The 22,213-nt window shown below is 57.4% G+C and carries 19 protein-coding genes; 1 reads left to right on the top strand and 18 read right to left on the bottom strand.

The features are described 5' to 3' along the window. Positions 1-232: 232 nt before the first annotated feature. From tilS to rpsB, 18 genes are all read right to left on the bottom strand, one after another. The gene (tilS, locus tag AC1MDT_RS27640; protein ID WP_480419856.1) at positions 233-1,561 is read right to left on the bottom strand and encodes a tRNA lysidine(34) synthetase TilS; all 1,329 of its coding nucleotides are present in this window, start codon (positions 1,559-1,561) and stop codon (positions 233-235) included. Between the two features lie 152 nt (positions 1,562-1,713). Then, positions 1,714-2,661, bottom strand: a complete 948-nt coding sequence (locus tag AC1MDT_RS27635; RefSeq protein ID WP_480419855.1) for an acetyl-CoA carboxylase carboxyltransferase subunit alpha — start codon at positions 2,659-2,661, stop codon at positions 1,714-1,716. Between the two features lie 141 nt (positions 2,662-2,802). Then, positions 2,803-6,324 carry a DNA polymerase III subunit alpha gene (gene dnaE, locus AC1MDT_RS27630; protein ID WP_480419854.1) on the bottom strand — a complete coding sequence of 1,174 codons (3,522 nt, stop codon included), beginning with the start codon at positions 6,322-6,324 and terminating at the stop codon, positions 2,803-2,805. Positions 6,325-6,400: 76 nt separating this feature from the next. Next, on the bottom strand, positions 6,401-7,027 hold the full coding sequence (gene rnhB, locus AC1MDT_RS27625) for a ribonuclease HII (RefSeq protein ID WP_480422873.1): 627 nt from the start codon (positions 7,025-7,027) through the stop codon (positions 6,401-6,403). An 11-nt stretch (positions 7,028-7,038) separates the two neighbouring features. After that, positions 7,039-8,169, bottom strand: a complete 1,131-nt coding sequence (gene lpxB, locus AC1MDT_RS27620) for a lipid-A-disaccharide synthase (RefSeq protein WP_480419853.1) — start codon at positions 8,167-8,169, stop codon at positions 7,039-7,041. Between the two features lie 2 nt (positions 8,170-8,171). Continuing rightward, positions 8,172-8,948 carry an acyl-ACP--UDP-N-acetylglucosamine O-acyltransferase gene (lpxA, locus tag AC1MDT_RS27615; protein WP_401357413.1) on the bottom strand — a complete coding sequence of 259 codons (777 nt, stop codon included), beginning with the start codon at positions 8,946-8,948 and terminating at the stop codon, positions 8,172-8,174. Beyond that, complete coding sequence (gene fabZ, locus AC1MDT_RS27610) at positions 8,945-9,385, bottom strand: 3-hydroxyacyl-ACP dehydratase FabZ (RefSeq protein WP_007907157.1); 441 nt, start codon at positions 9,383-9,385, stop codon at positions 8,945-8,947. Before fabZ ends, lpxA begins: the two co-directional genes overlap by 4 nt. Positions 9,386-9,493: 108 nt before the next feature. Further along, complete coding sequence (gene lpxD / locus AC1MDT_RS27605) at positions 9,494-10,549, bottom strand: UDP-3-O-(3-hydroxymyristoyl)glucosamine N-acyltransferase (RefSeq protein WP_480419852.1); 1,056 nt, start codon at positions 10,547-10,549, stop codon at positions 9,494-9,496. A 3-nt stretch (positions 10,550-10,552) separates the two neighbouring features. Next, positions 10,553-11,056, bottom strand: a complete 504-nt coding sequence (locus tag AC1MDT_RS27600; RefSeq protein WP_008028980.1) for an OmpH/Skp family outer membrane protein — start codon at positions 11,054-11,056, stop codon at positions 10,553-10,555. 45 nt (positions 11,057-11,101) lie between these two features. After that, positions 11,102-13,489, bottom strand: coding sequence for an outer membrane protein assembly factor BamA (gene bamA, locus AC1MDT_RS27595; protein WP_480419851.1), 2,388 nt, complete (start codon positions 13,487-13,489; stop codon positions 11,102-11,104). 76 nt (positions 13,490-13,565) lie between these two features. Further along, positions 13,566-14,918, bottom strand: a complete 1,353-nt coding sequence (gene rseP, locus AC1MDT_RS27590; protein WP_480419850.1) for a sigma E protease regulator RseP — start codon at positions 14,916-14,918, stop codon at positions 13,566-13,568. 33 nt (positions 14,919-14,951) lie between these two features. Then, positions 14,952-16,142 (bottom strand): 1-deoxy-D-xylulose-5-phosphate reductoisomerase, encoded by a 1,191-nt coding sequence (gene ispC, locus AC1MDT_RS27585; protein ID WP_480419849.1) that lies wholly within the window; start codon positions 16,140-16,142, stop codon positions 14,952-14,954. Beyond that, positions 16,139-16,945, bottom strand: coding sequence for a phosphatidate cytidylyltransferase (locus AC1MDT_RS27580; RefSeq protein ID WP_480419848.1), 807 nt, complete (start codon positions 16,943-16,945; stop codon positions 16,139-16,141). The genes ispC and AC1MDT_RS27580 overlap by 4 nt, the downstream gene beginning before the upstream one ends. Further along, positions 16,945-17,700, bottom strand: a complete 756-nt coding sequence (gene uppS / locus AC1MDT_RS27575) for a polyprenyl diphosphate synthase (protein WP_480419847.1) — start codon at positions 17,698-17,700, stop codon at positions 16,945-16,947. Before uppS ends, AC1MDT_RS27580 begins: the two co-directional genes overlap by 1 nt. A gap of 13 nt (positions 17,701-17,713) precedes the next feature. Continuing rightward, positions 17,714-18,271 carry a ribosome recycling factor gene (gene frr / locus AC1MDT_RS27570; protein ID WP_008028968.1) on the bottom strand — a complete coding sequence of 186 codons (558 nt, stop codon included), beginning with the start codon at positions 18,269-18,271 and terminating at the stop codon, positions 17,714-17,716. Beyond that, positions 18,268-19,011: a UMP kinase gene (gene pyrH, locus AC1MDT_RS27565; protein ID WP_003172271.1), complete on the bottom strand. Its 744-nt coding sequence runs from the start codon at positions 19,009-19,011 to the stop codon at positions 18,268-18,270. The genes frr and pyrH overlap by 4 nt, the downstream gene beginning before the upstream one ends. A gap of 210 nt (positions 19,012-19,221) precedes the next feature. Next, on the bottom strand, positions 19,222-20,085 hold the full coding sequence (gene tsf, locus AC1MDT_RS27560; RefSeq protein WP_162440140.1) for a translation elongation factor Ts: 864 nt from the start codon (positions 20,083-20,085) through the stop codon (positions 19,222-19,224). Positions 20,086-20,277: 192 nt separating this feature from the next. After that, positions 20,278-21,015 carry a 30S ribosomal protein S2 gene (gene rpsB, locus AC1MDT_RS27555; protein WP_007907989.1) on the bottom strand — a complete coding sequence of 246 codons (738 nt, stop codon included), beginning with the start codon at positions 21,013-21,015 and terminating at the stop codon, positions 20,278-20,280. Positions 21,016-21,387: 372 nt separating this feature from the next. Here rpsB and map point away from each other — a divergent pair, with 372 nt between their 5' ends. Beyond that, a complete protein-coding gene (map, locus tag AC1MDT_RS27550; protein WP_480419846.1) occupies positions 21,388-22,170 on the top strand; it encodes a type I methionyl aminopeptidase in 783 nt (260 codons plus the stop codon). The last annotated feature ends 43 nt before the right edge of the window (positions 22,171-22,213 follow it).

Genomic DNA, 22,213 nt, shown 5'->3' with positions numbered 1-22,213 from the left:
GGGAAAGCGAAGGAAGGCCGAAGCCCCCGATCACCTGCATTAATCACAGTGCACCTTTCAAAAAAACCGCCGCGTTGGGACAGACCGGAAGATGAAACACCGGTTCGTTGCTCGCTACACATTTTTTGGAATCGCCCAGCAAAGACTGCTTGGTAATCGGCAACTCCTGCAATTCAGGCGAATCCACAGAAGTTGTATCAAGAAGGGAGCGTAGTCTACCGGAAAGCCCCTTTCAGCTCAAACCTTGATCTTCGTTCGCTGGTTGCCAATGCAAATTCCAGCCGTGCTGCACGCTGCCGTTCAACCCCGGCAGGTTCGCCACGGCCAGTAATTGCTCGCCACGATAGAGCAGCGGCAATCTGCCGCGGGCGAAGCCCGGAACCCCGCATTCGTTGAGCAAACGCTTAAGATCCCGGTGGCCGCGATCAGGCAGATGCATGACCTCACCCCCCTCACGATAGCGGATATGCAGCGGACCGTCGGGGATTTGGCCCGTGAGCCTGAGTACTCCATTATCCGGCAACTTCAACGATATCGAGGGGTCTGGCCAGTGAAAGGCAGGCAACGGATGGCGTAGCCAGCAGCCCGACAACCACCAGATACGCCCGCCAGCGCGGTGAAGTTCGCCATCCGCCAGCCTCCAGATCGGGCGTGCATCGCCAGCGGCATCGCGCACATTATCCCAACCCGACCAATGGTCGCTGTCCGGCAGCCGCGTCAGCCCTGTGAGCCAGTGACTCAACGCATTGCGCTGGCGAGCGGCGGAAAGTTTTGCAAGTGACGCCAGCGCCAGAGAGGGCACGCCCAGCCAGGCGAAATCACTGACCGTATTGGCGTCGGCGAGATCGATGTGTGCCAGTTCATTAAGCAACGCCTGCGCTTCGCTCAAATGCGAGGCGCTACGGGCCATCGTCGCCATCGCCTGGGGCCAACGCTCGGTCAATACCGGAAACACCTGATGTCGCAGATAATTGCGTGAGAACTGTCGGTCCTGGTTCGAAGGGTCCTCGATCCAGTTCAAGTGATGCTCTGTTGCGTAGTCTTCAAGCTCCGCCCGAGAAACAGCCAGCAACGGCCGCACCAAAAAACCCCGCCCCAACGGACGGTGGCTCGGCATCCCCGACAAGCCTCTCACCCCTGCCCCACGCAACAGGCGAAACAACAGGGTTTCCGCCTGATCATCCTGGTGTTGCGCCGTCAGCAGCACATCATCGACTTGAGTCGCGTCAACGAATGCACCATAGCGCGCATCCCGGGCGGCACGCTCAAGGCTGGCGCCGCGCTGAACCTGAACGCGAACTACCTGTAGAGGCACACCCAGCGCATCACAGACCGACTGACACTGTTCCGGCCATGCATCAGCCGCAGCCTGAAGGCCATGATGGATATGGATAGCGTTGAGCGACGGCAAGGATTCGGTTTTTGCGAGATGGGTGAGCAAGTGCAGCAGGACGGTGGAGTCGAGACCACCAGAGAACGCTATGCGCCAGGCTTTGGCGTTGCGCCAACGGGCCAGATTCAGCAGAAGCCTGGCAGACAGATCAATCGTTGAAGGATTCATAGGTATCGGTCGCTTCACATAGACCCAATGTGGAAGCGAGCCTGCTCGCGAAGGCTGCTTAACATTCAACACACTTGTTGACTGTTATAGCGCTTTCGCGAGCAGGCTCGCTCCCACAATGGTTTTGCGTCGCCTGTCGAAGCGAGGTCAGATCAGAGACCGTAGCTCATCAGTCGCTCGTAACGACGGGCCAGCAGCGCGTCGTTGTCGAACTTCTTCAGCATCGCCAGTTGCGAGCTCAGCTCGGCACGGATCGATGCAGCCGCAGCGGCCGGATTACGGTGTGCGCCGCCCAAAGGCTCGCTGATCACTTTATCCACGATGCCCAGGCCTTTCAGGCGCTCGGCGGTGATGCCCATGGCTTCAGCGGCATCCGGTGCTTTTTCGGCGGTTTTCCACAGGATCGAGGCACAGCCTTCCGGCGAAATCACCGCATAAGTCGAATACTGCAGCATGTTCAGCTGGTCGCAAACACCGATCGCCAACGCACCACCAGAACCACCCTCACCGATCACGGTGGCGATGATTGGGGTTTTCAGGCGGGCCATGACACGCAGGTTCCAGGCAATCGCTTCACTCTGGTTGCGCTCTTCAGCGTCGATACCAGGGTAGGCGCCCGGGGTGTCGATGAAGGTCAGAATCGGCATTTTGAAACGCTCGGCCATTTCCATCAGGCGGCACGCCTTTCGGTAACCTTCCGGCCGCGGCATGCCGAAGTTACGGCGGACTTTCTCACGCACTTCACGGCCTTTCTGGTGACCGATGATCATCACCGGCTGGTCGTCCAGACGAGCAATACCGCCAACGATGGCGGCGTCGTCGGAGAAGTGACGGTCACCGTGCAGTTCATCGAACTCGGTGAAGATGTGTTCGATGTAGTCCAGGGTGTACGGGCGACGCGGGTGACGCGCCAGACGCGCGATCTGCCAGCTGGTCAGCTTGCCGAAAATGTCTTCGGTCAACGTGCTGCTTTTGTCCTGCAGGCGGGAGATCTCATCGCCGATATTCAGCGAATTGTCATTACCGACCAAGCGCAACTCTTCGATCTTGGCTTGCAGGTCGGCGATCGGCTGTTCGAAATCTAGAAAATTCGGGTTCATAGGCGTCCGTCTTGGGTCGACGTCCAAGTGAGCTTGGGTCGGCCGATTGTCTATTCGCGCCCTACCTTAAGGGAGAGGCGCGTTCAGGTCGAGATTAAAAAATTCTGGTCACGATCGGGCCACAACAATGGCACCTGACCGTCAACGGTATTGGAGGAAGACGTTGTCTCGCCCGAACTGGTCACGCAGCGCTTGAATCAAGGCATCCGCCGGATCGATTCGCCAGGTCTCGCCGAACTGCAGCAAGGCTTTCGCATCGGGACTTGTGTACTCCATGGTGATGGGGCACGCACCACGGTGACGCTTGAACAACTCGCCCAACCAGCGTAGCTGATCGCCTTTCAAATCCTGGGTCTGCAACTTCAAACGCAGGCTTTCGGCCAGGTTCGTGCGTGCATCTTCCATGCTCATCACCCGTTTGACCCGCAACCGCAGGCCGCCAGAGAAGTCGTCGTTGCTGACTTCGCCTTCGACCACCACCATCGCGTCGGTCTGCAACAGCGATTGCGCCGAATGGAACGCGTCGGCGAACAGCGAAGCTTCTATCCGCCCAGAGCGGTCATCAAGGGTGATGAACCCCATCTTGTCGCCCTTTTTGTTCTTCATCACCCGCAGCGCGATGATCATGCCCGCAACGGTCTGAGTATCCCGAGCCGGTTTCAGGTCGATGATGCGCTGACGAGCAAAGCGGCGGATTTCACCTTCGTACTCGTCGATCGGGTGACCGGTAAGGTACAGACCCAAGGTGTCTTTCTCGCCTTTGAGACGCTCCTTGAGGGTCAGTTCTTTCGCCTTGCGGTGATTGGCGTAGACATCAGCGTCTGCCTCGACGAACAACCCGCCAAACAGGTCGGCGTGGCCACTGTCATGGGTGCGAGCGGTTTGTTCAGCGGCCTTGATCGCCCCTTCCATCGCATTGAGCAAGACCGCGCGATTCTGGTCGATGCTCGCTTGATAGGCTTTCGGTTCGTCATGGAAATACGGGCCCAGACGATCGAGCGCACCACTACGGATCAAGCCGTCCAGGGTGCGTTTGTTGATACGCTTGAGGTCGACACGGGCGCAGAAATCGAACAGGTCCTTGAACGGACCCTCTTGACGCGCCTCGGTAATCGCTTCGACCGGTCCTTCACCCACACCCTTGATTGCGCCGAGGCCGTAAATGATGCGGCCTTCGTCATTCACCGTGAACTTGAACTCCGAAGTATTCACATCCGGCGCGTCGAGACGCAGCTTCATGGTGCGAATTTCTTCGATCAAGGTCACGACCTTGTCGGTGTTGTGCATATCCGCCGACAGTACCGCGGCCATGAACGGCGCCGGGTAGTGTGTTTTCAGCCATGCCGTCTGGTACGACACCAGGCCGTAAGCGGCGGAGTGGGATTTGTTGAAGCCGTAGCCGGCGAATTTTTCTACCAGGTCGAAAATGTTACCGGCAAGATCGGCCTCGATATTGTTGGTCTTGCAACCTTCAATAAAACCACCGCGCTGCTTGGCCATTTCTTCGGGTTTTTTCTTACCCATGGCCCGACGCAGCATGTCCGCACCGCCGAGCGTGTAACCGGCCATGACCTGGGCAATCTGCATCACCTGTTCCTGATACAGGATGATGCCGTAAGTCGGAGCCAGAACCGGTTTCAGGCCTTCGTACTGGTAGTCCGAGTGCGGGTACGCGAGCTCGGCACGACCATGCTTACGGTTGATAAAGTCGTCAACCATGCCCGATTGCAATGGGCCCGGACGGAACAGGGCCACCAGAGCAATCAAGTCTTCCAGGCAGTCGGGCTTGAGCTTTTTGATCAGCTCTTTCATGCCGCGCGACTCGAGCTGGAACACCGCAGTGGTTTCAGCTTTTTGCAGCAACTGGTAAGTCGGCTTGTCATCCAGCGGGATGAATGCGATGTCCAGCGGCGGCTCATCTACCTTGGCGCGGTCGCGGTTGATGGTTTTCAGTGCCCAATCGATGACCGTCAGGGTTCGCAGGCCCAGGAAGTCGAACTTCACCAGACCGGCCGCTTCAACGTCATCTTTGTCGAACTGGGTTACCAGACCATCGCCGGCTTCGTCGCAATAGATCGGCGAGAAGTCCGTCAGCTTGGTCGGTGCAATCACCACACCACCGGCGTGCTTGCCGACGTTACGCACAACGCCTTCAAGCTTGCGGGCCATTTCCCAGATTTCGGCGGCTTCCTCATCGACCTTGATGAAGTCGCGGAGGATTTCTTCTTGCTCGTAGGCTTTTTCCAGGGTCATGCCGACTTCGAACGGAATCATCTTCGACAGACGATCGGCCAAACCGTAGGACTTGCCCTGCACCCGCGCCACGTCCCGGACCACAGCCTTGGCGGCCATGGAACCGAAGGTGATGATCTGGCTCACCGCGTTGCGGCCGTATTTCTCGGCCACGTAATCGATCACGCGGTCACGGCCATCCATGCAGAAGTCGACGTCGAAGTCGGGCATCGATACCCGTTCCGGGTTAAGGAAACGTTCGAACAGCAGGTCATATTCCAGCGGGTCAAGGTCGGTGATCTTCTGCACATAGGCCACCAGCGAACCGGCACCCGACCCACGGCCAGGACCTACCGGCACGCCGTTGCTCTTGGCCCACTGGATGAAGTCCATAACGATCAGGAAGTAACCGGGGAACCCCATCTGGATGATGATATCCAGCTCGAAATTCAGCCGGTCGACGTAGACCTGTCGCTTGGCTTCGTAGTCTTCGGTGGTGTCCTTGGGCAGCAGAACGCTAAGTCGTTCTTCCAGGCCATCGAATGACACCTTGCGGAAATACTCATCGATGGTCATGCCATCGGGAATCGGGAAATTGGGCAGGAAGTGAGTGCCCAGCTTCACTTCGATGTTGCAGCGCTTGGCGATTTCAACGGTGTTTTCCAGCGCTTCTGGAATGTCGCTGAACAACTCGGCCATTTCCTCGGCGCTTTTGAGGTACTGCTGATCACTGTAATTCTTCGAGCGCCGCGGATCGTCGAGGGCGCGGCCTTCACCGATGCAAACGCGGGTTTCGTGAGCAGCAAAGTCTTCCTGCTTGATGAAGCGCACATCGTTGGTCGCGACCAACGGCGCACCGATTTTCTCGGCCAGGGCCACGGCGCCGTGCAATTGTTCTTCATCGTTGGGGCGGTTGGTGCGCTGGATTTCCAGGTAGAAGCGATCCGGGAACACTGCCATCCACTCGCGAGCCAGTTTTTCCGCTTCGGCTGGATTGCCACTGAGCATGGCCAGGCCGATCTCACCCTCTTTCGCCGCCGACAGCATGATCAAGCCTTCGCTGGCCTCGGCCACCCACTCGCGCTCGATGATGACCGAGCCATTACGCTGGCCGTCAATGAAGCCGCGCGAGATCAGTTCGGTCAGGTTGCGGTAGCCGACGGCGTTCATTGCCAGCAGGCTGATGCGGCTCAGGGCGTTGTCCGGATCCTTGTTGGACAGCCACAGGTCTGCACCGCAGATTGGCTTGATGCCCGCGCCCATTGAGGCTTTATAGAATTTGACCAGGGAACACATGTTGTTCTGATCGGTAACCGCAACGGCAGGCATGTTCATGCCGACCAGGGTCTTGACCAGCGGCTTGATCCGCACCAGACCGTCGACGAGGGAATATTCAGTGTGCAGGCGTAGATGTACGAATGAAGCCGGCATAGTGATCCTGTCTGTAAACGTGAAGACAACAAGGCCCGGATTGTACCGGGCCTTGGCAAAAACATCAGCCTTGCGACTAACTCTCGATCAGGCCTTCCCGGGCCTCATACGCCAAACGCACAGGAGCGAACGAGCGCCGGTGAATCGGGGTCGGCCCCAAGCGGGCCAGGGCTTCCAGATGAACGGGGGTCGGATAGCCTTTGTGGCCACCGATGCCGTAACCCGGATAGATCAATTCGAAAGCAGCCATTTCACGGTCACGACTGACCTTGGCCAGAATCGATGCGGCGGCAATGGCAGGCACCTTTCCGTCGCCCTTTACCACCGCTTCGGCGCGCATGGACAGTTTCGGGCAGCGGTTACCGTCGATCATTGCCAGTTTCGGCTGAATGTGTAGCCCTTCGATCGCACGCTGCATGGCCAACATGGTGGCATGCAGAATATTCAGCTCGTCGATTTCTTCGACTTCGGCGCGGGCGATGCACCAGCTCAGGGCTTTTTCGCAGATTTCGTCGTAGAGCTTTTCGCGGCGGGCTTCAGTCAGCTTCTTCGAATCGTTCAGGCCGAGGATCGGACGGTTCGGATCAAGGATCACCGCGGCTGTCACGACGGCGCCGCAAAGCGGGCCGCGACCGACTTCGTCAACACCCGCAACCAACTCTTCAACTTCAGCGACCAAGGTGAAATCCAGCCCCATTTGCATACTTGTTTTACTCATTGTACTTGGCCGATCAGCCTCAGTACTGCATCCGCAGCCTGATTGGAGGCGTCGAGACGCAAGGTGCGGTGAATTTCGTCGAAGCCACGAGTCTGTTCTTCGCCGCCTTCGATCAATGGCGACAGCGTCTGAGCCAACGCTTCAACGGTCGCATCGTCCTGCAGCAACTCCGGCACCAACAGGCGTTGGGCGAGCAAGTTCGGCAGCGAAACGTATGGACTCTTCACCATGCGTTTGAGAATCCAGAACGTGAGCGGCGCCAGACGGTAAGCGACCACCATCGGTCGTTTGTACAACAGGGCTTCCAGCGTGGCAGTTCCGGAGGCGATCAACACCGCGTCGCAGGCCGCCAGGGCCAGGTGGGATTTGCCATCGAGCAAGGTCAGTGGCAGATCGCGGCCAGCCAGCAACGCTTCAAGCTGCACGCGGCGCTCGGGGCTGGCGCAAGGCATCACGAACCGCACGCCAGGGCGCATGGCTCGCAAGCGCTGGGCAGTATCGAGGAACAACGCGCCCAGTCGACCGACTTCGCCCCCACGACTGCCAGGCATCAGCGCGACCAACGGCCCGTCAGGCAAGCCCAGTTCGGCTCGCGCCGCCGCACGATCCGCTTCCAGCGGGATTGCATCGGCCAGGGAGTGCCCGACAAACCGCACCGGGACGCCCTTCTCTTCGTAGAATTTTGCTTCGAACGGGAATAGCGTCAGCATCAGATCGCAGCCTTCGCGAATCTTTAGCACGCGTTTCTGCCGCCAGGCCCATACCGACGGGCTCACGTAATGCACGGTCTTGATCCCGGCCTGACGCAGCTTGAGTTCGATATTAAGGTTGAAGTCCGGGGCATCGATACCGATGAACACGTCCGGCTTTTCGGCGATCACGTCTGCGACCAGTTTCTTGCGCCGAGCCAGCAGCTCGCGCAACCGGCCCAGTACTTCCACCAGCCCCATGACAGAGAGACGTTCCATCGGGAAATACGAGACCAGGCCTTCAGCCTGCATCAGAGGGCCGCCGACCCCCATGAATTCGACCGCCGGGTGCTGAGCCTTGAGCGCGCGCATGAGTCCCGCACCCAGAATGTCACCGGAAGCCTCACCCGCTACCAGCGCAATACGCAGATTGGCCATGGTTAACGCGTGATGCCGCGAGTCGAAGACTGGATGGAGTCACGGAACACTGCGACTTCCGGAAACTGAGCCGAGGGTTCGGCCAATTCGGCAAGCGCCTGTTCGACCGTCAGGCCCTGGCGGTAAACCACCTTGTAGGCACGACGCAGCGCGTGAATCGCATCTTCGCTAAAACCGCGTCGGCGCATGCCTTCGAAGTTCATGCTGCGAGCTTCGGCCGGGTTGCCGAATACCGTGACATACGCAGGAACATCCTTGCCAATGGCGGTGCCCATACCGGAAAAGCTGTGGGCGCCAATGTGGCAATACTGGTGAACCAGGGTAAAACCGGACAGGATCGCCCAATCTTCAACGTGCACGTGGCCGGCCAATGCAGTGTTGTTAACCAGGATGCAGTGATTGCCAATAACGCTGTCGTGGCCAATGTGGGCATAGGCCATGATCAGGTTGTGATCACCCAAGGTCGTTTCCGAACGGTCCTGAACGGTGCCACGGTGGATCGTCACGCCTTCGCGAATGACGTTGTGGTCACCGATGACCAGACGGGTTTCTTCACCCTTGTATTTCAGATCGGGGGTGTCCTCGCCTACCGAAGAAAACTGGTAGATGCGGTTGTGCTTACCGATTCGAGTCGGGCCTTTGAGAATCACATGCGGCCCGATCACTGTCCCCTCGCCGATTTCCACACCTGCGCCGACGATCGACCAAGGGCCGACCTCGACGTCGTCGGCCAGGATGGCCGTCGGATCGATGATTGCGCGAGGGTCAATCAAACTCATAGTTTGCGTTCCGCGCAGATGATTTCAGCGGAGCAAACTGGTTTGCCATCGACCGAAGCCTGGCATTCGAACTTCCAGATCTGGCGCTTGCAGCTCAGAAACTTGGCTTCAAGGATCAATTGGTCACCCGGCAGCACCGGCTGACGGAAACGCAGTTTGTCGGAGCCCACGAAATAGTAAAGGGTACCGTCGGCCGGTTTCACATCGAGCATTTTGAAACCAAGGATCCCGGCAGCCTGAGCCATCGCCTCGATGATCAATACGCCCGGCATGATTGGATGCGCAGGGAAGTGACCATTGAAGAACGGTTCGTTGATGCTGACATTCTTGTAGGCGCGAATGCGCTTGCCTTCCACATCCAGATCCACGACCCGATCCACCAGCAGGAACGGGTAACGGTGAGGCAGGTATTCGCGAATCTCGTTGATGTCCATCATTTCGGGGGGAAGCCTATGTAAAGATTGGGAGCGCGCGACTGACGCGCACCCCTCTAGCAAATCAAGGAGGCAGTCTAGTGGCTGTGCACACTTGATATGGAAATGGTTTCAGCCATCTGATGAAGCATTACCGTCAGGGGTCACTTCCCCTACACGCTTTTCCAGCTGTCGCAGACGCCGCGCGATATCATCGAGCTGACGGATGCGTGCCGCGCTTTTGCGCCACTCGGCAGCCGGTTGCATCGCCGTACCGGAAGAATATGAACCCGACTCGGTAATCGAGTGAGTGACCATGGTCATCCCGGTTATAAAAACGTTGTCGCAAATTTCGATATGCCCCACCAGCCCTACGCCACCCGCGAGCATGCAATGCTTGCCGATTTTGGTGCTGCCGGAAATCCCCACGCACGCCGCCATGGCGGTGTGATCACCGATCTGGACGTTATGGGCAATCTGAATCTGATTGTCGAGCTTCACGCCATTACCAAGAACGGTATCGGCCAGGGCACCACGATCGATAGCAGTATTAACGCCAATTTCGACGTCGTCGCCGACTTGGACACCACCGATCTGAGCGATTTTCTGCCAGACACCTTTCTCGTTGGCAAAACCGAAACCTTCGCCGCCCAGTACCGCACCTGACTGAATCACCACCCGTTTGCCGATGCGAACATCGTGATAAAGCGTGACTCGCGGAGCGAGCCAGCCGCCCTCGCCAATTTCGCAACGGGCACCGATAAAGCAGTGCGCGCCAACAGTCACGCCCCCAGCAATACGCGCTGCGCTTTCGATCACCGCAAAGGCACCAATACTTGCTGTTGGATCAACCACTGCATCCGCCGCCACTACGGCTGTCGGATGAATACCGGCAGCGGCCTTGGGCTTGGGATCGAACAGATGGGAGACCCGCGCATAGGCCAGATAGGGATCGGGTACCAGCAGGGCATTACCGGTAAATCCTTCAGCGTCACCAGCCTTCAGCAACAGGGCTGCGGCCCGGCTGTCAGCCAGGTACTTACGGTATTGAGGGTTTGCCAGAAAGCTCAACTGAGCTGGGCCAGCCTCTTGTAAAGTGGCTAGCCCAGTAATTTCTTTCTCCGGGTCGCCACGTAGCGTGGCGCCGAGGAACTCGGCCAACTGGCCGAGCTTAATAGTCGCTGTCATGGATTACTTCAGCTGATTCATGCGCTCGATAACCTGGCGAGTAATGTCGTACTGAGGTTTGACATCAATCACTGCGCCACGCTCGAAGACCAGGTCAAAAGCACCTTTCTTGATGACTTCTTCCACAGCGCTGTCCAGTTTCGGCTTGAGCTGCTTCAGCATTTCACGGTCGGCAACGGCTTTGGCTTCGTTCAATTCCTTGGACTGGAACTGGAAGTCACGGGCCTTTTGCTTGAATTCCAGCTCAAGACGTTCACGCTCGCCTTGTTGCATTTTGTCGCCACCGGCCATCAGACGGTCCTGAATGCCCTTGGCGCTGCTTTCCAGCGTCTTGAGTTTGGTCAGCTGAGGACCGAATTTTTTCTCGGCATCCACGGCGTATTTTTTGGCCGCGTCGGACTCCAACAGAGCCATCTGATAGTTCAGAACGGCGATTTTCATGTCGGCGAAAGCCGGACCTGCGACCAGAACGGTTGCCAGGAGAACCAATTGAGTCAACTTACGCACGATGCACTCCTACAAAATTCATTGTCATTGTCTTGGATCAGACTATTAGAAAGTCTGACCGAGGGAGAATTGGAAAATCTGGGTCTGCGCGTTGCTCGGTTCCTTGACCGGCATTGCCAAGGCGAAGCTCAATGGCCCCAGAGCGGTAACCCACGTCACACCAACACCCACGGAACTGGCCATATTGCTCAGACTGACGTCGTTGCACTGCGTATTGGATAAAGTGCCATTGGTATTCTGGACCTGCTGGCACTTGGAGTCGAACACGTTACCGACGTCCCAGAACACAGAGGTACGCAGGGATTTTTGATCCTTGACGAAAGGCATCGGAAACAGAATTTCTGCGCCACCCTGAATTAGCACGTTACCACCGAATGGCAGCGCATTCTGATCCGGGTCAGCAATAGTGCCAACGTTGCCCGTCACTGGCTGGCCGCGACTTGGGGTACTAAGTGGGCCAAGCGTACTGTCCTTGAAGCCGCGAACCGAGTTGAAACCACCGGCGAAATAGTTCTCGTAGAACGGCAACCCGCCGGTAGAACCATAACCATCGCCGTAGCCCAGTTCGGTATGCAGGCGCATGGTGTAGGTATCAGTCAATGGCTGAAACAGCTGACCACGGTAGTCGAGCTTGAAGAATGACAAATCGCTGCCAGGTATAGTGGCTTCCGCCGTCAGGCTTTGAGAATGACCACGAGTTGCCAGCACCCCCTTGTTCAGGGTCGACTCAGACCAACCGGCCGAAGCCTTGAAGTTCAGGTACTGGTCGCCTTGCGTGTTAACAAAGTTGAAAATTTCGTCAACGGTGTACTGACCGGTCTGAATCTTGTCTTGCTGCGCCGTCAAGCCAAACGTCAGACGCGAAGTCTCGCTGATCGGGTAACCGACGCTGACACCGGCACCCAGACTGTCTACTGCGTAGCTGGCTACGTTGACATCGAGGTCTTTGTAGTCGGTGGTGCGATAGAACGCGTTGTAACCCAGGCTTACGCCATCCGCAGTCCAGTACGGGTCGACATAACCGAAGTTATAGCGGCTTTGGTATTGGCTTTTGGTCAAGCCGATACTGACCTTGTTACCGGTACCCAGGAAGTTGTTCTGCGTGATCGAACCACCAAGGATCAGACCAGCGCTCTGGGCGAAACCGATGCTGGCGGTGATCGAACCGGAAGCCTGTTCTTCAACGCTATAGTTGACATCCACCTGGTCATCGACACCCGGTACGGCCGGAGTTTCGACGTTGACTGTCTTGAAGAAGCCCAGACGATCAAGACGGGTCTTGGACTGGTCGATGAGGTAGGTCGAAGCCCAACCACCTTCCATTTGACGCATTTCACGACGCAGCACTTCGTCTTCGGTCTTGGTGTTGCCACGGTAGTTGATGCGGTTGACGTAAGCACGCTTGCCCGGATCGACAGCGAAAGTAATGTCTACGGTGTGATCTTCATCGTGCGGCTGTGGCACGCCGTTGACGTTGGCGAAGGTATAGCCTTCGTTACCCAGACGACGGGTGATCAGATCGGAGGTGGTGGTCATCAACTTGCGCGAGAACACCTGGCCTTTCTGCACCAGAAGCAGGGACTTGACCTGGTCTTCAGGAACTTTCAGGTCGCCGCTCAGCTTGACGTCACGAACGGTGTACTTCTCGCCTTCGTTGACGTTGACAGTGATATAGACGTGTTTCTTGTCCGGGGTGATGGACACCTGGGTCGAAGCGATATCCATGTTGATATAGCCACGATCCAGGTAGTAGGAACGCAGACGCTCCAGGTCACCGGAAAGTTTTTCACGAGCGTACTTGTCGTCGTTCTTGAAGAACGACAGCCAGTTAGTGGTCTTGAGCTCGAACAGGTCGATCAGGTCTTCATCAGGGAAAACGGTATTACCCACCACGTTGATGTGCTGGATAGCCGCGACGGTGCCTTCGTTGATGTTGACCTTCAGCGCAACGCGGTTACGCGGTTGCGGCACCACTTCGGTGTCGACGGTAGCCGAGTAGCGACCCTGAGCGACGTATTGACGCTGCAGTTCGTTACGCACACCTTCGAGGGTGGCGCGCTGGAAGATTTCGCCTTCGGCCAGACCTGACTGTTTGAGGCCTTTCATCAAGTCTTCAGTGGAGATCGCCTTGTTACCCTCGATATCGATACTGGCAACTGACGGACGTTCGACTACCGTGATGACAAGGACGTTGCCTTCGCGGCCCAGTTGGATATCTTGAAAGAACCCGGTTTTGAACAGGGCACGAGTGGATTCCACCAGGCGACGATCATCCGCCTGTTCACCGACGTTCAACGGTAAAGCACCAAAGACGCTACCCGCGGAGACCCGCTGGAGGCCATTGACGCGAATATCAGAGATAGTGAAGGACTCGGCGTGAACTTCGGCGATCATCAATACGGTGAGAACCGCAGTTAGCAGCAGACGTTTCATGAAGTCCTTTCTTATTCCAACTGGCAATAAACAAACTGCCGCAAAATGCGGCAGATTCGCAATTCAGCGAATTGTGTTACAGACGGCCCAAATCATTGACCAGAGCAAGCAACATCACCCCGACCACCAAACTGATACCGATCTGTATCCCCCAACCCTGCACCCGCTCCGACAAGGGACGACCACGCGCCCACTCGATCAGATAAAACAACAAATGCCCCCCATCCAGTACAGGAATGGGCAACAAATTCAGAACCCCCAAGCTAATACTCAGATAAGCAAGGAAATTCAGGAAATCAACGACACCCGACTGGGCAGAAGCGCCCGCCACTTTAGCAATGGTTATCGGTCCACTCAAGTTTTTTACCGAGAGCTCACCGAACAACATTTTCTTGAGCGAATCGAGGGTCAGCACGCTCATGGTCCAGGTGCGTCGAGCCCCCTCCCCAATCGCGGCCATCGGACCGTAACTGACCTCGCGAATCATCTCTGGCGGCCAATCGACAGCTTTCACCCCTGCCCCCAGATAACCGTTGGGTGCCTTGCTCTCGCCGCGAGCAGCCAAGGTCACAGGGACGTCGATTTGAGCACCATCGCGTTCAATGCGCAGCATGATTTTGGTATCGGGATGCATACGAACCGAATCGACCACCTGCTGCCAGTCATCCAGCGGCTTGCCATCAAGCGCCAGTAATCGGTCACCGGTTTTCAGGCCCGCCGCCTGCGCTGGGCCTTTCGGATCGAGCTCGGCCAGGACTGGTGGCAGCGCAGGACGCCAAGGGCGAATACCCAGCGAGCGAATCGGATCCGGCTCATCGGCCCCCTTGAGCCATTTATCCAACGCCAGCTCACGGGGCGAATCCGCCGACGAGCCCTGCTCACGAACCAGCAATTGAACGGTTCCGCTCTCCCCAAGGCGCCGGACCAACTGCAGATTGACCGCAGCCCATCCGGTAGTCGGTTCGCCATCGATGGCAACAATTTCCTGCCCCGGACTCAAACCCGCCTTGGCCGCGATACTTCCAGTCTCGACAGCTCCAATGACTGGCCGCACCTGCTCGCTGCCGAGCATTGCCAGCACCCAGAAAAAAATCATCGCCAGCAAAAAGTTGGCAATCGGACCGGCAGCCACGATAGCAATGCGCTGACGGACAGATTTGCGATTGAAGGTCTGATCGAGCTGATCAGCCGGCACTTCGCCTTCACGCTCGTCGAGCATTTTGACGTAGCCACCCAGCGGAATCGCGGCGATAACGAATTCAGTGCCTTTCTTGTCGTGCCAGCGCAGCAACGGCATACCAAAGCCCACGGAGAAACGCAGCACTTTGACCCCACAGCGACGTGCGACCCAGAAATGGCCGAATTCGTGGAAGGTGACCAGCACACCCAATGCCACCAGGGTGCCGACAATCATATAGAGCGCGCTCATCTACTTTCTCCGCAAACCTATTCAGTGCTGCACTTATCGCCCATGACGACTCAGCCATTGCCCGGCCAGTACTCGCGCTTTCGAGTCAGCCGTGAACACCGCATCGAGATCATCCACCATAACCACCGGCTCGAGATTCAAGACTTCCTCGATGATACTCGCGATTTCCAGGTAACGAACCCGCCCGTCGAGAAAGGCCGCGACAGCCACTTCATTCGCCGCGTTAAGCATGGCCGGTGCACTATTGCCAGCCTCGGCGGCCTGACGTGCCAGGCGCAGACAAGGGAAACGCTCTTCATCGGGCGCCTGGAAGTCGAGACGCGCAATGGCAAACAGGTCCAGCGGCGCAACACCCGAATCTATCCGCTCCGGCCAGGCCAGGGCGTTGGCGATCGGCGTGCGCATGTCCGGATTGCCCAGCTGGGCCAAGACGGAGCCATCGATGTAGTCGACCAGCGAATGAATCACGCTCTGTGGGTGAATCACCACTTCGACCTGCGACGGTTTGGCGTCGAACAGCCAGCAGGCCTCGATCAACTCGAGGCCTTTGTTCATCATGCTGGCTGAATCGACCGAAATCTTGCGCCCCATGGACCAATTCGGATGGGCACACGCCTGCTCAGGAGTAACATGCGCCAGTTCAGCCATGGGTGTCTGTCGGAACGGACCGCCAGAAGCCGTGAGTAAAATCCGACGAACACCAACCGCCCCGAGACCACGCGCAAAATCCTGCGGCATGCACTGGAAAATCGCGTTGTGTTCACTGTCGATCGGCAGCAGCACCGAGCCGCTATTGCGCACAGCCTGCATGAACAAGGCACCGGACATCACCAGCGCTTCTTTGTTAGCCAGGAGAATCTTCTTGCCGGCCTCGACCGCCGCCAGCGTCGGACGCAAGCCCGCCGCCCCGACGATGGCGGCCATGACCGCATCGACTTCAGGATCGGAAGCGATCTGACACAGACCCGCCTCCCCCACCAACACGCGGGTCGACAGGCCGGCGGCACGCAGATCGTCCTGCAAAGCTCGGGCAGCGCCCGCTTCAGGCACCACGGCGAACCGCGGCTTATGCCGCACACACAGCGCCAACAGCTCACTCAGACGAGTGAAACCACTCAATGCGAAGACCTGATAGCGCTCGGGATGGCGAGCGATGACATCGAGCGTGCTCAGCCCGATCGAGCCGGTCGCCCCCAGGACGGTAATCTGTTGTGGGCGGCTCATGGTGCAGCCATCCACAGCAACACCGCAAACACGGGAATCGCTGCCGTCAGACTGTCGATGCGATCCAGCACCCCGCCGTGACCCGGCAGCAAATTGCTGCTGTCCTTGATCCCGGACTGGCGCTTGAACATGCTTTCAGTGAGGTCACCCACTACCGAAATGAACACGATCAAGGCGGCACCCATCAGCCCCATCAGCACCTGGGCGAAGCTCCAGTGACGCACAAAACCGACGACCGCCGCGATCACCAGACTCAACAGCAAGCCGCCATACACGCCCTCCCAGCTCTTGCCGGGACTGACCTGCGGTGCCAGCTTGCGCTTGCCGAAGGCCCGACCGGAAAAATACGCGCCAATATCGGCACCCCAGACGAGCACCATCACCGCCATGATCAACCAGTTACCCAAAGGCTCCTGCTTGATCTGAACCAGACCTTGCCAGGCCGGCAGCAGGATCAGCAGGCCGATCACCAGCTTGCAGGCAGCGCTGGCCCAGTGTTCGCTGGAGCGCGGATAAGTCAGCACCAGATAAGTCGCAACGCCCCACCAAAGCACCGAGGCACCCAAGACCCAGGGCGCGAGCCCCGGCAAGATGTACATAACGAACAGCATCAACGCGACGACAGCGGCATAGGCAACGCGGATTGGCTGGGTGTTGAAGCCCGCCAGACGAGCCCACTCCCAGGCACCAAGGGTCACGATCAGCCCGATGAACAGTGCAAAACCCGACCCTTCGAGCAGGAAAAACCCGCACAGGGCGATCGGAAGCAGGATCAGTGCGGTGATGATTCGTTGTTTAAGCATTAAACCCGGGCTCCAGCCTCGACCTGCTCGCTCGTTTTACCGAAGCGGCGCTGGCGAGAAGCGAAATCCGCCAGCGCGGTGCGCATGGCGTCGTGTTTGAAGTCCGGCCAGAACAGGTCGGAGAAGTACAGCTCGGTGTACGCCAGCTGCCACAGCAGGAAGTTGCTGATGCGATGTTCTCCACCCGTGCGGATGCACAAGTCCGGCAACGGCAGATCCCCGGTCATCAGACAGGTTTGCAGCAGTTCGGGGGTGATGTCTTCCGGACGCAGATGCCCGGCCTGAACCTCCCGCGCCAGACGCTGCGCAGCTTGCGCGATATCCCACTGACCGCCGTAGTTGGCGGCGATCTGCAGGATGAAACGATTGGCACCCGCCGTCATGGCTTCGGCCTCACGCATGGCGGCTTGAAGCTCTGGATGAAAACGCGAACGGTCGCCAATGATGCGCAAACTGATCTTGTTTTCGTTCAGGCGCTTGGCCTCACGACGCAATGCCTTGAAGAACAGGTCCATCAAGGCACTGACCTCATCGGCCGGGCGTTGCCAGTTCTCGCTGGAGAAAGCAAACAGGGTCAATACCTCGACCTTGGCCTCGGCACACACCTCGATCACCGCACGAACCGCATCTACGCCCGCTTTATGCCCGGCAACACCCGGCATAAAGCGTTTTTTCGCCCAGCGATTATTACCATCCATGATGATCGCGACATGGCGCGGCACCGCGGACGGTACAGTCTGCTTGGTCTTTTCCATGGAAACGCGACCCTTATACGGCCATCAGGTCTTTTTCTTTCTGTGCCAAATTCGCGTCGATTTCAGCCACGTATTTTTTGGTCAGATCATCAATTTCGCCGGTGGCGCGTCGCTCTTCGTCTTCGCTGATTTCTTTTTCCTTGACCAGATCCTTGAGCTGGCTGTTCGCGTCACGACGGATGTTGCGCACAGCAACACGGGCGTCTTCAGCGACATCACGAGCCTGCTTGGTGAAGCCCTTACGGGTTTCTTCGGTCAGGGCCGGCATGGAGATCAGCAGCAACTCACCCAGGTTGGTCGGGTTGAGGTTCAGGCCAGCACTGCCGATCGCTTTGTCGACGGCGCCCAGCATGTTGCGCTCAAAGGCAACGACTTGCAGGGTACGAGCATCTTTAACGGTGATGTTAGCCACCTGTTTGATCGGCGTGTCGGAGCCGTAGTACGGCACCATCACACCTTCCAGAATGCTTGGATGCGCCTGGCCGGTACGAATTCGGCCGAAGTTGTGCATCAGCGACTCGACGGATTTCTGCATACGCTCTTTAGCGTCTTTCTTGATTTCGTTGATCATTGTTGGCCTTCCTCGATCAGGGTCCCTTCAGCGCCGCCATGCACGATATTCAGCAGGGCGCCGGGCTTGTTCATGTTAAATACACGCAACGGCATCTTGTGGTCGCGGCACAGGCAAATGGCGGTCAGATCCATCACGCCCAGCTTGCGATCCAGTACTTCATCGTAAGTCAGATGATCGAACTTCTCGGCATGCGGGTCTTTGAATGGGTCAGCGGTGTAGACGCCATCGACCTTGGTCGCCTTGAGCACGACGTCGGCATCGATTTCGATCGCTCGCAGGCAAGCCGCCGAATCCGTGGTGAAGAACGGATTGCCGGTGCCGGCCGCGAAGATCACGACTTCCTTGGCGTTCAAGTGGCGCATGGCTTTGCGGCGATCATAGTGATCAGTCACGCCCACCATGGAAATGGCCGACATCACGATGGCCGAGATATTGGCACGTTCCAGCGCATCGCGCATGGCCAGGGCGTTCATCACAGTGGCCAGCATGCCCATGTGGTCGCCCGTTACCCGATCCATCCCGGCCGCGCTCAGCGCTGCACCGCGGAACAGGTTACCGCCACCGATCACCAAACCGACCTGAACGCCGATGCCGACCAGTTGGCCAACTTCCAGCGCCATGCGATCCAGAACTTTCGGATCGATCCCGAACTCTTCCGAGCCCATCAGGGCCTCGCCGCTAAGCTTGAGTAGAATGCGTTTATAGCGAGCCTGATAACCACTGCCCTGCTGAGCCATTGCGAATCTCTCCTGCGGCGTATTTTAAAAATTCTTTGCGAGCTGTTTTCAGCTGGCGTTTACTCTAGCTTGGCGCTGCTTCAGCACCATCGGAACATGGCTTTGTAAGCCAGTTCCAAAGGGAAACCAATTAAAAATTGGTGCCCCATCTGAAAAGAGGCTGCGCGCGTAAGCGGGCAGCCTCTTCAGGGCGACAGTTAAAAAACCGTCTTATTGCTTGGCGGCAGCCAGCTGGGCAGCAACTTCTTCAGCGAAGTTGTCGACCGGCTTCTCGATGCCTTCGCCTACTTTGAAGTAGGTGAAGGAAACGATTTCAGCACCGGCTTTCTTGGCCAGTTCGCCAACCTTGATTTCAGGGTTCTTGACGAACGCCTGCTCAACCAGGCTCGCTTCAGCCAGGAACTTGCTGATACGACCTTTGACCATGTTTTCAACGATGTTTTCTGGCTTGCCAGCGATCTTGTCAGCGTTGAGGGTCAGGAACACGCCCTTCTCACGCTCAACCGCTTCAGCGGAAACTTCCGATGGCAGCAGGAATTCAGGGTTGGTCGCCGCTACGTGCATGGCGATGTCCTTGGCCAGCTCAACGCTACCGCCTTTAAGGGCAACCACAACACCGATCTTGTTACCGTGCAGGTAACCACCAACAACATCGCCTTCAACGCGAGCCAGGCGACGGATGTTGACGTTTTCGCCAACCTTGCCGACCAGAACCAGGCGATCGGCTTCTTGAGCGGCGATCAGCGGAGCAACGTCAGTCAGTTTGTCAGCGAATGCTTTTTCAACGCTGGAAGCAACGAATGCCTTGAAGTCGTCCTGCAAAGCCAGGAAGTCGGTCTGCGAGTTCACTTCCAGCAGAACGGCGGATTTACCGTCTTCTTTAAGAGCGATCGCGCCTTCAGCAGCTACGTTGCCTGCTTTCTTGGCGGCCTTGATGGCGCCCGAAGCACGCATGTCATCAATGGCTTTTTCGATGTCGCCGCCGGCCTTGGTCAAGGCCTTTTTGCAGTCCATCATGCCTTCGCCGGTACGCTCGCGCAGTTCTTTGACCAACGCTGCAGTAATCTCTGCCATTTCAAAATCCTCTTGGATAGGTTTTCAACCATTCCACCCGATCGAACGGGCGTTCAATTCTTCCCGAACTACCTTTGTTAGCAGCTGCAAGTTACAAAGGCTGTAAATGCGCCACCGGACAAATGGTTTTCGAGGTGGCAAAAAGGGGGCCAAGCCCCCTTTTTGCTTACTGAGTCAACGCCAAGGCGTCAATTACTCAGCTGCAGCTGCCGGAGCTTCTTCAACGAACTGCTCGGTGCCGCCAGCAACGTGGTTGCGACCGCGGATAACAGCGTCAGCCATCGAACCCATGTACAGCTGGATAGCGCGGATTGCGTCATCGTTGCCTGGGATGATGTAGTCAACGCCTTCCGGGCTGCTGTTGGTATCGACTACGCCGATAACCGGGATGCCCAGCTTGTTGGCTTCGGTGATCGCGATACGCTCGTGATCAACGTCGATAACGAACAGAGCGTCTGGCAGACCGCCCATGTCCTTGATACCACCCAGGGAACGATCGAGCTTCTCAAGATCGCGAGTGCGCATCAGCGCTTCTTTCTTGGTCAGTTTCGCGAAAGTACCGTCTTCGGCTTGTACTTCAAGGTCACGCAGACGCTTGATGGAAGCACGGATGGTTTTGAAGTTGGTCAGCATGCCGCCCAACCAGCGGTGATCGACGTACGGCGAACCGCAACGTGCTGCTTCTTCAGCAACGATCTTGCCAGCGGAACGCTTGGTGCCGACGAACAGGATCTTGTTTTTGCCCTGGGCCAGACGCTCTACGAAAGTCAGAGCTTCGTTGAACATTGGCAGGGTTTTTTCAAGGTTGATGATGTGGATCTTGTTACGCGCGCCGAAAATGTATTTACCCATTTTCGGGTTCCAGTAACGGGTCTGGTGACCGAAGTGCACACCGGCCTTCAGCATATCGCGCATGTTGACTTGGGACATGATAGTTCCTTAATAAGTCGGGTTTGGCCTCCACGTATCCCAATGACCAACCAGCAGCATCAGCTGAAGGCACCCAGGTCATCGTGTCGACACGTGTGTGGATTTAAGCCTCTCGGGGTATCCCCGGAAAGCGGCGCATTTTATATCACAAGGCTGCAAAAAACGGAACCCGGATTCTCAAATCCTGATGCACGTCTACTGATAGCCCTTGGAATCGCTCAAGAATGCGCCAATCTATAGAGAGAAGCGATGCACAGAGGGTCAGATTTGCGCTGTTCGTCTGTTAGAATCGCCTTTTTCGGGGCCGTGAAGAACGATCGCGCAACGCCCATTCCGTTTTAGAAAGCGCCATCGAGCGCAGAGAGAGCCTGTATGACCGTCACACTCAAAACGCCAGAGGACATCGCAAAAATGCGTGTCGCCGGCAAACTGGCCGCCGATGTGCTTGAAATGATTGCCGAACATGTCAAGCCAGGGATCACGACCGACGAGCTCGACCGCATCTGCCACGACTACATCGTCAATGTGCAGCATGCGATTCCCGCCCCGCTCAACTACAAGGGCTACCCGAAGTCGATCTGCACCTCGATCAACCATGTGGTCTGCCACGGCATTCCGAATGAGAAGCCGCTGAAGGATGGCGACACCCTGAACATCGACGTCACCGTCATCAAGGACGGTTTCCACGGCGACACCAGCCGCATGTTCCACGTCGGCACCGTGCCGGTCTGGGCCGAGCGACTGTCGCAAGTGACTCAGGAATGCATGTACAAGGCCATCGAAATCGTCAAACCCGGCTGCCGCCTGGGCGACATCGGCGAGGTGATTCAGAAGCACGCTGAAAAGAACGGTTTCTCGGTGGTTCGCGAGTTCTGCGGCCACGGCATCGGCAAGGTGTTCCATGAAGAGCCGCAGATTCTGCATTACGGCCGCGCCGGTACCGGTATGGAACTGAAGGCCGGCATGACCTTCACCATCGAGCCGATGATCAACCAGGGCAAGGCCGACACCAAGGTCTTGGGCGACGGCTGGACCGCCATCACCAAGGACCGCAAGTTGTCGGCCCAGTGGGAACACACGCTGGCAGTCACCGAAACCGGTTACGAAATCTTCACCTTGCGCGCCGATGACACCATCCCGCGCGTTTCGGCCTGATCCGGACCCGGCAGCTCCCAGCCTTTTAGATAGGAAAGCCAAT

This window comes from Pseudomonas sp. ASL7, assembly GCF_056680375.1.
Note: the sequence above shows the minus strand (reverse complement) of the source record. Positions and strands in the feature narration are given on the sequence as shown.

What these genes read in the sequence shown, in the direction of transcription:
- lpxA (WP_401357413.1), bottom strand. Translation starts at nt 8,948, where the DNA reads ATGAGTTTGATTGACCCTCGCGCAATCATCGATCCGACGGCCATCCTG.
- fabZ (WP_007907157.1), bottom strand. Translation starts at nt 9,385, where the DNA reads ATGATGGACATCAACGAGATTCGCGAATACCTGCCTCACCGTTACCCG.
- dnaE (WP_480419854.1), bottom strand. Translation starts at nt 6,324, where the DNA reads ATGCCGGCTTCATTCGTACATCTACGCCTGCACACTGAATATTCCCTC.
- map (WP_480419846.1), top strand. Translation starts at nt 21,388, where the DNA reads ATGACCGTCACACTCAAAACGCCAGAGGACATCGCAAAAATGCGTGTC.
- rnhB (WP_480422873.1), bottom strand. Translation starts at nt 7,027, where the DNA reads ATGCAAATGGGGCTGGATTTCACCTTGGTCGCTGAAGTTGAAGAGTTG.
- lpxB (WP_480419853.1), bottom strand. Translation starts at nt 8,169, where the DNA reads ATGGCCAATCTGCGTATTGCGCTGGTAGCGGGTGAGGCTTCCGGTGAC.
- tilS (WP_480419856.1), bottom strand. Translation starts at nt 1,561, where the DNA reads ATGAATCCTTCAACGATTGATCTGTCTGCCAGGCTTCTGCTGAATCTG.
- ispC (WP_480419849.1), bottom strand. Translation starts at nt 16,142, where the DNA reads ATGAGCCGCCCACAACAGATTACCGTCCTGGGGGCGACCGGCTCGATC.
- pyrH (WP_003172271.1), bottom strand. Translation starts at nt 19,011, where the DNA reads ATGGCTCAGCAGGGCAGTGGTTATCAGGCTCGCTATAAACGCATTCTA.
- lpxD (WP_480419852.1), bottom strand. Translation starts at nt 10,549, where the DNA reads ATGACAGCGACTATTAAGCTCGGCCAGTTGGCCGAGTTCCTCGGCGCC.
- tsf (WP_162440140.1), bottom strand. Translation starts at nt 20,085, where the DNA reads ATGGCAGAGATTACTGCAGCGTTGGTCAAAGAACTGCGCGAGCGTACC.
- frr (WP_008028968.1), bottom strand. Translation starts at nt 18,271, where the DNA reads ATGATCAACGAAATCAAGAAAGACGCTAAAGAGCGTATGCAGAAATCC.
- AC1MDT_RS27580 (WP_480419848.1), bottom strand. Translation starts at nt 16,945, where the DNA reads ATGCTTAAACAACGAATCATCACCGCACTGATCCTGCTTCCGATCGCC.
- rseP (WP_480419850.1), bottom strand. Translation starts at nt 14,918, where the DNA reads ATGAGCGCGCTCTATATGATTGTCGGCACCCTGGTGGCATTGGGTGTG.
- bamA (WP_480419851.1), bottom strand. Translation starts at nt 13,489, where the DNA reads ATGAAACGTCTGCTGCTAACTGCGGTTCTCACCGTATTGATGATCGCC.
- AC1MDT_RS27635 (WP_480419855.1), bottom strand. Translation starts at nt 2,661, where the DNA reads ATGAACCCGAATTTTCTAGATTTCGAACAGCCGATCGCCGACCTGCAA.
- uppS (WP_480419847.1), bottom strand. Translation starts at nt 17,700, where the DNA reads ATGGAAAAGACCAAGCAGACTGTACCGTCCGCGGTGCCGCGCCATGTC.
- rpsB (WP_007907989.1), bottom strand. Translation starts at nt 21,015, where the DNA reads ATGTCCCAAGTCAACATGCGCGATATGCTGAAGGCCGGTGTGCACTTC.